This is a genomic window from Mycobacterium sp. HM-7, from assembly GCF_053852335.1.
The window spans coordinates 465,071-479,509 of the sequence record NZ_CM132657.1 but is presented as its reverse complement, the minus strand read 5'-3'; the positions used below and the strand labels follow the sequence as shown (position 1 = coordinate 479,509).

Annotated in this window: 12 protein-coding genes and 1 tRNA gene; 5 read left to right on the top strand and 8 right to left on the bottom strand. The window is 66.7% G+C overall.

What is annotated here, in order from left to right; genetic code table 11:
- Positions 1-2: 2 nt before the first annotated feature.
- The 5 genes from ACWW1C_RS02195 to ACWW1C_RS02175 form a co-directional block, all read right to left on the bottom strand.
- On the bottom strand, positions 3-752 hold the full coding sequence (locus tag ACWW1C_RS02195; protein ID WP_455981909.1) for a maleylpyruvate isomerase family mycothiol-dependent enzyme: 750 nt from the start codon (positions 750-752) through the stop codon (positions 3-5).
- A gap of 1 nt (position 753) precedes the next feature.
- Entirely contained in the window at positions 754-2,067 is a 1,314-nt protein-coding gene (locus ACWW1C_RS02190; protein ID WP_455981908.1) for a cytochrome P450, read from the bottom strand.
- A 54-nt stretch (positions 2,068-2,121) separates the two neighbouring features.
- A complete protein-coding gene (locus ACWW1C_RS02185; protein WP_455981907.1) occupies positions 2,122-3,450 on the bottom strand; it encodes a UDP-glucose dehydrogenase family protein in 1,329 nt (442 codons plus the stop codon).
- Positions 3,451-3,520: 70 nt separating this feature from the next.
- Positions 3,521-5,053: a DUF7159 family protein gene (locus ACWW1C_RS02180; RefSeq protein ID WP_455981906.1), complete on the bottom strand. Its 1,533-nt coding sequence runs from the start codon at positions 5,051-5,053 to the stop codon at positions 3,521-3,523.
- A 247-nt stretch (positions 5,054-5,300) separates the two neighbouring features.
- Positions 5,301-6,611: an ammonium transporter gene (locus ACWW1C_RS02175; protein WP_455981905.1), complete on the bottom strand. Its 1,311-nt coding sequence runs from the start codon at positions 6,609-6,611 to the stop codon at positions 5,301-5,303.
- 165 nt (positions 6,612-6,776) lie between these two features.
- Between ACWW1C_RS02175 and ACWW1C_RS02170 the strand changes: the two genes are divergently transcribed.
- Positions 6,777-7,625 carry a superoxide dismutase family protein gene (locus ACWW1C_RS02170; protein WP_455981904.1) on the top strand — a complete coding sequence of 283 codons (849 nt, stop codon included), beginning with the start codon at positions 6,777-6,779 and terminating at the stop codon, positions 7,623-7,625.
- 240 nt (positions 7,626-7,865) lie between these two features.
- Here ACWW1C_RS02170 and dcd read toward each other — a convergent pair whose 3' ends face one another.
- Complete coding sequence (gene dcd / locus ACWW1C_RS02165; protein WP_455981903.1) at positions 7,866-8,435, bottom strand: dCTP deaminase; 570 nt, start codon at positions 8,433-8,435, stop codon at positions 7,866-7,868.
- A 45-nt stretch (positions 8,436-8,480) separates the two neighbouring features.
- On the opposite strand from dcd, the gene ACWW1C_RS02160 reads away from it, so the two are divergent.
- Together ACWW1C_RS02160 and ACWW1C_RS02155 are read left to right on the top strand one after the other, a co-directional pair.
- A tRNA-Gly gene (locus ACWW1C_RS02160) sits at positions 8,481-8,554 on the top strand.
- Positions 8,555-8,594: 40 nt separating this feature from the next.
- A complete protein-coding gene (locus ACWW1C_RS02155; protein WP_455981902.1) occupies positions 8,595-10,058 on the top strand; it encodes a bifunctional phosphatase PAP2/diacylglycerol kinase family protein in 1,464 nt (487 codons plus the stop codon).
- Here ACWW1C_RS02155 and ACWW1C_RS02150 read toward each other — a convergent pair.
- Both ACWW1C_RS02150 and ACWW1C_RS02145 read right to left on the bottom strand, forming a co-directional pair.
- A complete protein-coding gene (locus ACWW1C_RS02150; RefSeq protein WP_455981901.1) occupies positions 10,055-11,785 on the bottom strand; it encodes an acyl-CoA dehydrogenase family protein in 1,731 nt (576 codons plus the stop codon). The two genes, ACWW1C_RS02155 and ACWW1C_RS02150, sit on opposite strands and share 4 nt — an antisense overlap.
- Positions 11,786-11,859: 74 nt before the next feature.
- The gene (locus tag ACWW1C_RS02145) at positions 11,860-13,032 is read right to left on the bottom strand and encodes an aromatic ring-hydroxylating oxygenase subunit alpha (protein WP_455981900.1); all 1,173 of its coding nucleotides are present in this window, start codon (positions 13,030-13,032) and stop codon (positions 11,860-11,862) included.
- A gap of 110 nt (positions 13,033-13,142) precedes the next feature.
- On the opposite strand from ACWW1C_RS02145, the gene ACWW1C_RS02140 reads away from it, so the two are divergent.
- Complete coding sequence (locus tag ACWW1C_RS02140) at positions 13,143-13,763, top strand: TetR/AcrR family transcriptional regulator (protein ID WP_455981899.1); 621 nt, start codon at positions 13,143-13,145, stop codon at positions 13,761-13,763.
- An 84-nt stretch (positions 13,764-13,847) separates the two neighbouring features.
- Positions 13,848-14,393 (top strand): pyridoxamine 5'-phosphate oxidase family protein, encoded by a 546-nt coding sequence (locus ACWW1C_RS02135; protein WP_455981898.1) that lies wholly within the window; start codon positions 13,848-13,850, stop codon positions 14,391-14,393.
- The last annotated feature ends 46 nt before the right edge of the window (positions 14,394-14,439 follow it).

Sequence of the window (14,439 nt, the reverse complement as noted above, 5' to 3'; positions counted from 1 at the left end):
CCTCAGAAAGCCGAGTGATCTATCCAGCGCTGCCACACGGCCGGGTCGCCGATCAGCTCCAGGCCGGCCTCCTCGACCGTCTGCCGGCGGTTGACCGCGAGCAGCAGCCCGGACACCGGGCCACGCACTGCCGCATCACCTTTGGCGTGCTGGTGCGACCAGCCGAGGCCGTCCTCGTCGTTGACCACCAGCCACTCGCCGGTGGGCCCCAGCTCGGATTCCGCGGCGTGCAGGTGCAGCGACCGGCCGCGCTCCAGCGGCGGATCGCCGGCAGGGGCCATCAGCGCCACCCGCTCCAGCGTCTCGGTGACTCCGTCGGCCGCCAGCTCGGGATCGAGGACGAACGGAAGACCCAGCGCCAGAGCAGCATCGGCGCGGTGCACGGTCTGCTCGTGGAGGCGGCGCCGGATCCACCACCCGGCGGGCTTCGGACCGAGGAACGTCCACACCTTCGCGTCCGACCCGACGTGCTCGACCGCGTCGATCAGAGCCTGCGCGCCGGCGTTCAGCCAGTCGATGGCGCCGTCGAGGTCCTCCGGCGGCTTCCCGTCCCGCACCTCGCGCGGATCGAGCGGCTCTTTCCGGTGCTCGGCGACGATCTGGGCGCACCAGCGGTTGCCGCGGCCGACGTGCTTGAATAGTTGCTTGAGCGTCCACCCCGGACAGGCGGGCACCGGGGTCTCGAGATCGGCGGTGCGGATGATGTCGCCGAAGGCGGCGGTTTCCTCGATCAGGGCTGCGCGGAAGGCCATTTCACGACGGTACCGCTGCGCGCGCCTGCCCGAGTGCGATCGGCAATGCCGCCCAGCCGCGCAGCACCCTGGTGTCGCGCCGCGCGCCGGGGCCCGCGAGTTGCGCGTCGGGGAACCGCTCGAAGAACGTCCGCAGGCCCACTTCCCCTTCGGACCGGGCCAGCGCCGCACCGAGGCAGAAGTGCCGCCCGCCGGAGAAGGAATGGTGCTTGCCCGCGTTGGCGCGGGTGACGTCGAAGCGGTGCGGATCCGGGAAGACCGCCGGGTCCCGGTTGGCGCCGGCCAGGTAGACGATGACGGGGTCGCCGGCCCGCACGTGGTAACCGGCGATGTCGACGTCGACCTTGGCGATGCGCGCCGACAGCTGGACCGGCGAATCCAGCCGCAGAATCTCTTCGACGGCGGTGGGCCAGAGGTCGGGCTGCGCGAGCAACAGTGCCAGTTGATCGGGATGCTGCAACAACATTCGGATGCCGTTGCCCAGCAGGTTCACCGTCGTCTCGAAGCCGGCCGCCAGCACGAGACCGGCGGTGGCCCGTAGTTCTTCGTCGTTGAGGCGGGCGCCACCGTCGCTGGCGGCGATGAGCTGGCTCATGAGGTTGTCGCCCGGGTTGGCCCGGAGCTGGCGGATGTGGTCGCTCAGCCAGGTGTTGAACCCGTCCAGCCCTTCTTCGACTCTGAGGTACTGCTGCCAGGTCAGCCCGATGTCCAGGCTCGGCGCGGCCAGTTCGCCGAATTCGAGAATGTGCGACCGGTCGTGCTCGGGCACCCCGAGGATGTCGGCGATCACCGTGACCGGCAGCTGTGAGCAGTAGCTCTGCACGACATCAACGGTGGCTCCCGCGGCGAGGTCGTCGATGAGCCCCGTCGCGGCCTGCTGTACCCGTTCCCGCAGCGCGGACACGGCCCGCGTGGTGAACACCGCCGAGACGGTCTTGCGATAGCGGGTGTGCTGCTCCCCGTCGACCGACAGCAGTGACGGCGGCAGCAGCGGATGCAACCGGCCCTTGACGGTGGTCTTGCCCTCCAGCCAGCCGAGCGCGCCGGGCAGCGCCCCACCGATCTGGGTGACGGTGAAGTCTTCCGAACGCAGAATCTGGTGCACCAGAGCATGATCCGCCGTTATCCAGGCTGCTCGGCCGCGATACATCCGGCCGCGGCTGCGCAGTTCATCCGCGAACGCGCCCGGGTCGGCGCGCACCGATGGATCGGCGATGAGCCGCCCCTGGAGGTCACCGTGCCGCGCGCCGTATGCGGCGAGCTTGCGGATGACAGCATGCAGCGCGAACCAGTTGAGACGTTGCCTGAGCGTCATGAAGCCGAGCTTAAGCACGCCCGACGGGGTCGGGCTACATACTGCAGTCGGAAATCAGGCCGTCAGATTGCGGCCCAGCGCGTGCACCCGCCAGCCGGCGCCCTGCCATTTCGCGACGTCGAGGCAATTGCGGCCGTCGACAATCACTTTCACGCGGACCGTGGCCGCCAGCTGCTCGGGGTCCAGGTCCAGGAACTCCTGCCATTCGGTCAGGACCAGCACGGCGTCGGCGCGGTCGCAGGCGTCGAGGACGGAAGTCGAGTAGTTGAGCGTCGGGAAGACCCGGCGGGAGTTGTCCATGGCCTTGGGGTCATAGACGTTGACGGCGGCGCCGTTGAGCTGCAGCATGCCGGCCACGTTCAGGGCGGGTGAGTCGCGCACGTCGTCGGACTCGGGCTTGAACGCCGCACCCAGCACCGCGATGTTGGCGCCGAGCAGCGTGCCGCCGCACGCCTTGGTGGTCAGCTCCACCATGCGGGTGCGCCGGCGCATGTTGATGCTGTCCACTTCGCGCAGGAAGGTCAGCGCGGGATCGGCACCCAGTTCGCCGGCCCGGGCCATGAAGGCGCGGATGTCCTTGGGCAGGCAACCGCCGCCAAATCCCAAGCCCGCGTTGAGGAATCGCCGGCCGATGCGGGGGTCGTAGCCCAGAGCGTCGGCCAGTACGGTGACATCGGCATTGGTCGCTTCGCACACTTCGGCGATGGCGTTGATGAACGAAATCTTGGTGGCCAGAAAGGCGTTGGCCGAGACTTTGACCAGTTCCGCGGTCTGCAGGTCGGTGAGCAGGAACGGCACGCCGCGTTCCAGGATGCGCGCGTACAGCTCCCGGATCGCCGCTTCGGCGCGCGTCGAATCCGCTTGCACACCAAGCACGATGCGGTCGGGGTGCAGGGTGTCCTTCACGGCGAAGCCTTCACGCAGGAACTCCGGATTCCACGCCACCTCGACGTCGATGCCGGTCGGCGCCAGCGCACGGGCCCGGGCCCCGAGTTCGGCGGCGGCGCCCACCGGAACCGTGGACTTGCCGATGATCACCGCGGAGCGGCGCAGCCGCGGGACCAGGGTGTCGATGACGGAGTGCACGTGCCGCAGATCGGCGCCGTACTCCCCCTTCTTCTGCGGGGTGCCCACGCCGAGGAAGTGCACGTCGCCGAACTCGGCGGCCTCGTCATAGTCGGTGGTGAAGTGCAGCCGCCCGGCTTCGATGTTGTCGCGCAGCATCTTTCGCAGCCCGGGCTCGTAGAACGGGATGTCACCGGCCGCCAGCTTCGCGATCTTGCCGGGGTCGATGTCGACGCCGAGGACCTCATGGCCGAGCTCCGCCATGCCGGCGGCATGCGTCGCCCCGAGGTAGCCGGTACCGAACACGGTGCATCTCATACTGCCTTGATAGGCAGCCGCGATGAGCGCATCGCTACGCGACACTGAGCGTCAGGCCAACGGCAGGTGTCTACTTCGGGGCGCAGAAGATCAGGAAGCAGGTCTGCTTGGGTTGCTTCTGCTTCTTGCCGGAGTCACCGGGGTAGTCGCCCGGGTACCCGTTCGAGCCGCCCGGGTACTGGTTTCCGGGGTAGCCGTTGCCGGGGTACTGGTTTCCCGGATACCCGTTGCCGGGGTAGTTGCCCGGGTAACCGTCGTCGTCGTGTCCACGGCCGCCGCGGCTCGGGTAGTCCGGGTAGTTGTTGCCCGGATCGACCCACTGGGGCTGTCGCGGACGCGGGGCCCACGGGTTCCAGGCGGGCGGCTGCGGACCGGGGATCGCGATGACCGGAGGCGGCAGCACCACGGGGGCCGGCGCCGGAACCACAGCGGGCGGGGGCTCGACTGGAGCGGCCGGCACGTCAGGCATCGACACCGGGACCGGAGCCGGGGCCGGGGCTTCCGGGGCCGGCGCGGGCACGCGCACCTGCGGCGCGGATTCCTTGACCACCTGGGGTGCTTCGACATGGCGCGGCGCCGGGGCGGCGACTTCGGGTGCCGGTTCCGGGATCGCCGCAGGTGCCGGCGCGGGCGGCGGAACGGCCGCCGGCGGCGCGGGCGCGACGATCGGTGCGCTGGGCACGATGGCAGCCTGCGCGGGCGCCGGCCGTTGATCGACCGTCGGCCGGATGCTCACCGCCAGCGAAATGGCAAGGGCCACAACACCGACGACAAAGATCGAGGTGAGCGCACTACCGACGAGCAGGAAGGGCTTGCGGCCCTGATCGGCGACCACGGGGGCGTCGCCGAGCTCGTCGAAGCCGAACTCGTCGGCCGTCAGCAGCGGGGCCGCGAGCGGCGCTGCGGCCACGGCACCACCCGGCGCGGCCGAGTAGGCCAGGCCTGCGGTGGCGGCGTCGAACATCGGCGCGTTGGCCGAGGCGAGTCCGGCGCCGCGGGCCAGTGCCAGGTCGGCGTCGCTCGGCGCGCTCACCGGGATGTCGAGCAGTTCGCCCAGGTGCGCCTGCACGGCGGTGACGTCGACGCCGGATCCGACGACGAACATGCCCTGCGGTGGTGTCTCGGCAGCAGAGACCGCGGCGGCCATCTCGCCGAGCACGGCCATCGCGTCGCTGCTGTGCAGGCTGCGGCTCAGCACCTTGGAAATGGCGCCGTCGGGCTCGACGACGGACATGGTCGCGGTGTCGCGGTCGACGAACAGCAGACCGGTGCTCGAGTAGCCGACCGCCTTGCCCGCGGCCTGCGCCAGGGAACCCGCCGCGTGCAGCTCGGAGACCATCATGACGTCTTTGACGCCGGCGGCGTCCAACGCATCGCGCAACTGCGCGGCAGCGTCGTGGTCGGTCCAGGCGACACCCACCGACTTCAGGTGGTGGCCGCCCTCCTCGGCGCTCTCCCGGGTTCCCAGGATGGCGCTGACAACCTGCTCGACCGGCGTAGCTGAACCGTCCGCCGTCTGTGTTTCGAAAATATCGTGGTCGACGATCTCGCCGTCGGCCTTCGCGCCCTCAACCAGCGCCATACGTACCGTGGTTGGCGTCATAGACACACCCAGAACGATGTCCACGGACCCTCCAATAGTGTTCGCTACGCTATCTAGGCCGACACCGGGAAACCCCTGCAGCGCAGGCCACAACCAGATACTTCATCGCAGCGAACAGTGGAGTCGTTACTGATTTCCCCAGCTCACCGAGCCCGATGAAGTTCTTGCCGCGGCGCTGGCTCACAGACTCCCACCAATGCCGGTGATTCAACCCTACCCGGCTTTGGCGTAGATGACCTAAGCAGTTTCAGGCCTCTTCGACGTCCGGCCGGGGCTGCTTCAGCAGATCGCTCAGCGAGCTGGAATTCGATGGCCGGCGGTGTCCCAGGTGGCCGTGCACGCCCTCGGCGTAGGCGGTTTCGGCGTGCTGCGTGAAGTCGACGCCGGCGGTTTCGTCTTCGGCGCTGACCCGGAAACCCATCACTTTGTCGATGATCTTGCCCAGCACGAACGTCGCGGTGAAGGCGTAGGCCGCGACGACGGCCATGGCCAGCAACTGCTTGCCGAGCTGGACGAATCCACCGCCGTAGAAGAGGCCACGCGCGCCGCCGGTCATGACGTCCGTCGCCAGCAGGCCGATCAGCACGACGCCGACCACACCGCCGACGAAGTGCACGCCGACCACGTCGAGCGAGTCGTCGTAGTTGAGCTTGAACTTCAGGCCGACCGCGAACGAGCAGATCACACCGGCCAGCAGCCCGACGATGAGCGCGCCCAGGGTGTTGACGGTGCCGCAGGACGGGGTGATGGCGACCAGGCCGGCGACGACGCCCGAAGCTGCGCCGAAGGTGGTGGGCTTGCCGTCACGGATTTGCTCGACGGTGAGCCAGCCGAGCATGCCGAGGCAGCCGGCGACCAGGGTGTTCAGGAAGATCGCCGCGGCGGTGCCGTTGGCGGCCAGTGCCGAGCCGGCGTTGAAACCGAACCAGCCGAACCACAGCAGCCCGACGCCGAGCAGCACGAACGGCAGGTTGTGCGGTCGCATGGCGTCCTGTTTGAAGCCGATGCGCGGGCCCAGCACGATGGCCAGCGCCAGCGCCGAGGCGCCCGAGGCGATCTCGACGACCAGGCCGCCCGCGTAGTCCAGGGCGCCCATCTTGGCGAGCCAGCCGTCCGGACCCCAGACCCAGTGCGCGATGACGCTGTAGACGACGATCGCCCAGATCGGCACGAACACCATCCACGCCGAGAACTTGGCCCGGTCGGCGATGGCGCCGCTGATCAGCGCGGCAGTGATGATCGCGAAGGTCAGCTGGAAGGTGGCGAACAACAGCTCGGGAACCGTGCCGTGCGTGGTGCTGGGGTTGATGCCGGCCATGCCGAAGTGTTCGAGGTTGCCGAGGAAACCGTCGCCGTCCGAGAAGGCCAGCGTGTACCCGAGCACCAGCCACGCGACCGTGACCAGCGGAATCGAGATGAAGCTCATCATGATCATGTTGAGCACGCCGGTCGTGCGGACCATGCCGCCGTAGAAGATGGCCAGGCCCGGGGTCATCAGCAGGACCAGGGCGGTGCTGGCGAGCAGCCAGGCGGTGGCGGCGGGATCGATGCCTTGCACGTGGGACTCCTTCGACAATCTTGACGAGGATGTATCGGCGGAGTTTCCGGCACGCGGCGACTGCGTTTCCGACGTGTTACACCAGCCTCACATTGGCGCTGGGGCCTTGGTTTCGCGTGAAACAACGGGCGATTAAACAGTGGTCCTTCCGGGTACTCGGCTCAGATGTTGAAGCGCACGACTGCAACTGCTGCCCTGCTCACCGCGCCCGTTTTTGTGCTGGCGGCCTGCAATTCCAGCCAGAACAACAGCAAACCGTCGACCACTGCGCCGCCGACGACCTGGACCCAGGCCAATCCGTCGGCCATGAACGTCGTGCTGAAAACGTCCGACGGACGACCAGTCGCCAACGCGTCGATCGACTTCAGCGACGGCTACGCGACGGTGACCGTGGAGACCACCGGCGGCGGCATCCTCGCCCCCGGCAGCCACGGAATGCACATCCACTCCGTCGGCAAGTGCGAGGGCGACTTCACGTCGGCCGGCGGCCATCTGCAGGTCGCCGGGCATACCGGGCATCCCGCCAGCGGTGATCTGACACCGTTGAACATCCGCGGAGACGGCACCGGGAAGGTCGTCGCGACGACCGACGCCTTCACCGAGGCCGGCTTGAAGGGGCCTGAAGGCAGCGCGCTGATCATCCATCAGGGGCCGGACAACTTCGCCAACATCCCGCCGCGGTACACGCACGACGGCATCCCCGGGCCGGACGCCGAGACTCAGGCCACCGGTGATGCCGGCGGCCGGGTGGCGTGCGCGGTTCTTGCCCCGGCTGGTTCTTCGTCGTCTTCGTCTCCGTCGACTTCTACGTCGACCGCGACCGTCACCGAGACGACGGGCGTGCCGGTGGCGCCTCCGGCGACCTCTTCGACCTCGACTTCGACTTCGACCAGTCCCTCGACGAGCACCACGACCACTACTTCCACGACCACGACGGTGTCGACCACGCCGACCACCACAGTTCCCAGCCCGGTTGGGCCGATGAGCCCGATGAACCCGATGCCGGGTGGCTGAGTCTGAGGTCTTTCCGTTGACCCTGCGCCTACGGCGACAAATGCCGAGTAGGCAGCGCCGCTGTCGCAGACCCAATCCCAGTTTTCGTTGACCCTGCGTTGGTGGCCCAAAAGTCCGAGTAGGCCGCGCCCTGGTTACAGGATCAACGCCAACAAGCAGCCCGTATGCGTTGACCCTGCGCCTACGGCGAGAAAGTGCGAGTAACGAGCACCCTTCCCGCAGAACCAAGTCACTCTGCGGTCAGGGCTTGGTGAAGTTCAGGTACGACCGCGAGGGCGTCGGCCCGCGCTGGCCTTGGTACTTGGAGCCGACCTTGTCGCTGCCGTAGGGGTGCTCGGCCGGGCTGGTCAGGCGGAGCAGGCACAACTGGCCGATCTTCATGCCGGGCCACAGCGTGATCGGCAGGTTGGCGACGTTCGACAGTTCCAGCGTGATGTGGCCCGAGAAGCCCGGGTCTATGAAGCCCGCAGTCGAGTGCGTCAGCAGGCCGAGCCGCCCCAGTGACGACTTGCCCTCCAGCCGGCCCGCCAGATCATGTGGGAGCGTGCAGGTTTCGAGTGTCGAGCCCAGCACGAACTCGCCGGGGTGCAGGACGAAGGGCTCGCCTTCGTCGGGCTCGACCAGGGTGGTCAGCTCGTCCTGCTGCTGTGCCGGGTCGATGTGCGTGTAGCGGGTGTTGTTGAACACCCGGAACAGGCTGTCCAGCCGGACGTCGACGCTGGAGGGCTGCACCATGGCGTCGTCGAACGGGTCGATGCCGAGGCGCCCAGCAGCGATTTCGGACCGGAGATCGCGATCGGAGAGGAGCACGTGGGGAGCCTATCGGGCCGGGTTGATATCCTGCAGCGGCACCATGCCGATGTAGTTCAATGGCAGAACATCAGCTTCCCAAGCTGAATACGCGGGTTCGATTCCCGTCATCGGCTCCACGAAGGTTGAAATCCCCTCGCAACGGATACTTTGAGCCCCATGGATCTCCGCGCGATCGGTAAAGGCCTCGGCACGTTGGACCGTGAGGTCTTCGAGGCGGTCGCTGAGTCGCCGAGCCCACTGCTCGACAGCCTGATGCCCCGGCTGACCAGGGCCGCCGACCATTCCAAGTTATGGTTCGGCATCGCCGCGGCTCTGGGCGCGGTCGGCAGCGCATCGGTGCGGCGCGGAGCCGCGCGCGGCGTCGTGAGCCTCGCGGTGACCAGCCTGGTGACCAACCAGGTGGCCAAGCGGATCTGGCGGCGGCCGCGGCCGGACCACAGCCTGATTCCGCTCCCGCGCCTCAGCCGACGCATGCCGACATCGCACTCGATGCCGTCAGGACACTCCGCGAGCGCCGCAGCCTTCGCGGTGGGCGTCGGTCTGGAGTCCGCGCCGGCCGGTCTGCCGCTGGCGCTGCTCGCGGGCCTCGTCGGGCTGTCGCGCGTGGCCACCGGTGCGCACTATCCCGGCGATGTGTTCGCCGGATTCGGCATCGGCGCGGCGATCGCGGTGCTCGGCGCACGCATCGTCCCGCCCGTCCCGACCACCACCCTGCCGACCTCGGATCCGTTGCGCTTCCACACCGAGCCCCGGCCAGAGGGTGCCGGTGTCGCGCTGGTGATCAACCCGGCCTCCGGCGACGGGACGGGCAAGCGGATCATCGACGAAGCCCGAAAAGCCCTGCCACGCATGGAGATCGTCGAACTCGGCGAAGAAGACAACATCGAGGCCGTGTTGCAGGAGACAGCCAAACGCACCGAGGTGCTCGCCATCGGCGGCGGTGACGGCACCGTGGCATGCGCGGCGGGCATCGCCGTCGACGCCGGCGTCCCCCTCGCAGTGTTCCCCGGCGGCACGTTCAACCACTTCGCCAAGGACATCGGCTGCGATTCGGTGGCGCGGACCGTCGAGGCGATCAAGGAAGGCTCAGCGGCGTACGTCGACCTGGTGTGCCTCAACGAGAAACGCATGGTGATCAACACCGCCAGCATCGGCGCCTACCCGAACTACGTGCGGATGCGCGAGAAGCTCGAACGCCGAATGGGTAAACCCTTGGCCGGGATATGCGCGCTCTATCTGACGCTGCGCCGGGAAGCTCCGGTGCGAATCAGCTACGACGACAAGACACTTGAGACCGAACTCTTCTTCCTGGGCAATTCGACGTACTTTCCGTCCGGGTTCGCCCCGTCGGTGCGACCGCGCCTCGACGACGGTCTGATCGACGTGCGAATCCTGGAAACCGGGCGACGATTCAGTCGGCTGCGCATCGCGGCGGCCGTGGCGTTGGGTCGGCTGGAACGCAGCCCGCTGTACCACGAGCTGCAGGTGCCGGAATTCCGCTTCACCTCCGTCGACGGACCGACCACCCTCGCCCATGACGGTGAGGTGGGCGAGGCGCTCAGCGAGGCCAGCTTCACCGTGCGGTATCGGGCGCTGCCGGTCTTCCGCCCGCTGAACTAGGGCCGCATCTCGTACGCACCGTCGTAGGCGGCCACCTGTTCCCAGACCCGGTCGGAGCGGCCCACATCGGCAACGGGCTTACGGATCGCCGACAACGCCCACTCCTGTTGCGCCACCGTGGAGCTCGGCTTACCGTGCAGCGCAACGGCATACGATGAAAAGTCACGGATCTGAAAGTCGAAGATCTGATCCAGCAGATCGTGGTCGAGGTCGGTCAGTTCGGCCTGTTCCAGGATCAGCTGTCCATAGACGACCAGCGTGAACAGGTGCCCGACCACGAGAACGAAGTCGAGGTCGCGCTGCTGGTCGGCGTCGGGTGCCGCGGTCAGCAGCAGATCCTTGAACGCCTGCACCTGCTCGTAGAAGCGGGCCACGTTCGGCACCTCGAGGTGCCGCTCGTAGACGGGCGCCCAATCCGCGAACTGCACTTTGGACGCGCCGCGCGCCGGCCCTTGTGCCCAGAAGAACACGTCGTCGGCCGTGTCGTCGCGGGTGCCGATCTGCGGATAGCTCCCCGGGTTGAACATGTAGTTCGGCATGAACTTCAGAATCTGCGCGACGTTCACGTGCACCGTGCCCTCCAGGCGGGGCAGTGCACCGATCAGGCGGTTCACCTCGTTGAAATAGGTGTTCTTCTCAAACCCCTTGGCGGCCAGCACATCCCACAACAGGGTGATGACCCGCTCACCCTCGGAGGTGACCTTTGACTTGGTGACGGGGTTGAACAGCAGGTAGCGACGGTCATCGAGGCCGGCGCTGCGGAAGTAGTCGATCGCGCGGTCACTGAAGAGCTTCATCGCGATCAACCGGGCGTAGACGTCGACGAATGACGCGCGTACGTGCGGGAAGTCGGTGACGGGGTTGCCGTAGAGAATCCGGTTGTTCGCGTGCGTGATCGCCTCGTAGAAGGCGTGCTCGCACATCCCGATCGAGCCGCTGCACAGGTTGAACTTGCCGACGTTGACGGTGTTCAGCGCCGCCGAAAACGCCTCGGGACCGGTGCACAGGATGTCCTCCTCATGCACCGGATAATCGTTGAGGCGGAACGTGCTGACGAACATCTGGCCGTGCACGACATTGTCGATCAGTTCGTAGTTCTGATGACGGCTGTCCGCGACGAACCACACGTAGCCGTCGGGTCCGTCGACATCGGTGCGGCGCGAGAACACCGACACCATGCCCGCCACATTGCCGTTGCCGATGTAGTACTTCTCCCCCGACGCCCGGAACACGACGCCCTCGTCGTCCGTGGGCGTCAGCAGTAGGTCGGTGTTGTAGATGTCGGCGCCGTGCTCGCGCTCGGACAACGCGAACGCCATGACGCCGCCCGCCTCGAGCTGCGCGGCGGCGCGTTCCTTGGCCTTGATGTTGTCGCTCTGCCAGATCGGGCCGAGGCCGAGGATGGTGACCTGCTCGGCGTACCAATACGCCAGCCCGTAGAACCCCAGGATCTCGCTCAGGACGGCATTGCGTGAGGTATCCCAGCGCTTGTTCGGATCGCCGTCCGCGAACTCTGACGGCGTCAGGAACGTCGCGAAAATGCGCTCCCGCTTGATGAAATCGAGGAAGTCGGCGACCCAGGCCGCGGCCAGATCGTCCTGCAGCAAGCGCGCCTTGCCGCGCTCCTCAAACCATGCGATCAGCGCCCGCAGCTGACGCCGCGTCTCCGGATCGAATTTCTGAGGGTCGAAGTCATGCGGGTTGAGCAGCAATCCGGAGTTCGGCATGGGGCTCTCCTTCGGCGCGGGTGTGGCACCGAATCTAGCGCCCGGACGCTCGCAAAACGGCAGATTGCGTGTCCTTATCCGAGCGCCACACCGAGCTCCTGGGCGAAGACCTTGATCATGTGTTGAACGCCAATCTCATTGCGGCCGATGATCATGTGGTCGTGCTGGCCGTGCCGGACACCTTCTCCGCACTGGGGCAGCATGGCGAAGTCTTCATCGACGACCGCGGCGTGGACGTTGTCGTATACCTGGTCGTAGACCGCGCGCATCTCGTCGTCAGCGGCCGGCACGCGCCCCATCCAACTGTGCCGCACCGAGCATCGCGTTGGCTCCCCAGCCGGCAGGATGTCGATGATCTCCACACCGATCGGGCTGTTCGCCAAGATCAGATTGGGATAGATCCAGTAGATGACGCCCATGTTCTGGTGCGGGTCCCAGGAGCCGGACGGGTCGTCAGCAAGGTTGGCGACCCAGTTGAAGGGAAAGCCGATCCGGTGGTGCTTGCCGTACTCGTCGTATACCCCGGTATTGGGCAGGGTGTTCTGTCCAATCACGCTCTCGCCGTGGACGAATGGGAAGTGGTATCCCTCGGCGAATGCTTCGAGGGCTCCCTTCCACGACACCTGTGACTGGAACTCCTTCTCAGTGTGATAGCCGTACGTGGCGTAGTTCATCAGCGCGAGTTCCGGACCGATGGACCCGAGGTGGCTGTCGACGTCGATGGCGGCACCGGCGGTGAGGACGGCCCAGATGAAGCCGTGGCGCTCCTCGTTCGGAAGCTCGACGAGTCCATAGTCGGCCTTGTCCATCGAATCGAAGCCCGCCTTGCCTGGCACGGTGAACAGTTCCCCGGTGTTCTTGTAGCTCCATGCGTGATACGGGCAGGTGAACCGGGCGGCGTTACCGGCCCCACAAGCCGGCTTCGCGCCGCGATGGCGGCAGTAGTTGAGAAAGACGTGACTGACGCCGTCACGATCGCGGGTCACCAGGAGCGAGTCGCCCAGCACCGAGCGCACGACGTAGTCGTTGGCGTTGGGAACCTGGGCCGACGGCACGATCGCCAGCGGTACGCGGCGCAGCACCTGCGACTCCTCGATCTCAGTGATTTTCGGATCGCGGTAGTAGTGCAAGGGCACTCGCAGCTCACGGTCGGCCATATCGGTCGTCTTGTCGACCGCGTGGCGCAAGGCGCGCCTGGTCAATTCCTCGTCCTGATTGCTGACCGGTCCTTCGGCGATCGCCGTCATGCTGACCTCATTTCACATTCGGGAATGATCGGACCATACACCTGAGGCACTATGTATGGTCAAGGGTCGACGGCGTTCGCCGAGGAGCGGAGAGATGGAAGTATGCGGTGATGCGCAGACACGGCTGGTCTGGTGACATCCCCGTCGACGACGACGAGGCGGTTCGCCGTATCGTCGGCGCGGCCCGCTCGTCGATCGACCATCGAGGTTCGGTGAGCGTGTCAGATGTAGCCACTGCACTCGGGATCACCAGGCAGACCGTGTATCGCTATTTCCCCACCCTCGATGCACTGATGACCGGTACCGCATTGTCGGCAGTCGAAGGTTTTCTGGACCGCCTGGCCGAAGACCTGCAATCGATCACCGACCCAACCGAGGCCGTGATCGAAGGCATCGCCTACACACTGGAACAACTCCCCAACGATCGCTATCTGAGCTTGGTCATGCACCCGGGCAAAGCGAGCGCCTTCGCCGCCGGAGTCACCTCCGAAACGTCGATTTCATTCGGACGATCGATCCTCGAGCGCTTCCAGGTCGATTGGCCCGCAGCCGGTTTCTGCGGTAGGCAGCTCGATGAGCTGGTCGAGTTCATGCTGCGGACACTGCAGTCGTTCATCTTGGATCCCGGAGGCCCCGAGCGCCATGGCGAGGAGCTGCGCGCTTTCCTCCGCCGCTGGGTCGCGCCGGCAGTCCAGATGCATCACGACGCAGCCGCCAACACAGCTACCTAGCCTTGGTGGGACGGACGACTCCACGCCATCCCGGCATCTGAAACTCGCTCGCCCACGCACTCTCCGGCGTGCAAGCATGCCCACATGGCCAAGCAGTTCCCGGAGATCACCGACCGGTTCCGCACCTTCATCGCGGCGCAGAGCATGTACTTCGTGGCGACGGCGGCGCGCGATGGACGGGTGAACCTGTCACCGAAGGGCTTGGACTCCCTCCGCGTCCTTGGACCGAATCGCGTGGCCTGGCTGAACCTGACCGGCAGCGGCAACGAAACGTCGGCGCACCTGCTCGACAACCCGCGGATGACGTTGATGTTCTGCTCGTTCGACCGTGAGCCGCTGATCCTGCGGCTGTATGGCACTGCCCGAGAGGTCGCGCCCGGCGATGCGGACTGGGACGAGCTGTACAGCCAGTTCCCGCCGCATATCAGCGCCCGCCAGATCTTCGACCTGACCGTGGATCTCGTCCAGACCTCATGCGGCTTCGGTGTGCCCGTGATGTCGGTCGAGTCCGAGCGCGTCCTGCTCGACAGCTGGGGCGAGAAGAAAGGCCACGAGGGCGTCGCCGAGTACTGGCAGCAGAAGAACCTGTCGAGCATCGACGGCGCGCCGACGAAGCTCGCTTTGGATTGAGGAGCGGCGCTGAGGATTTCAGCGCCGCTGCCATCAACCGCCGATC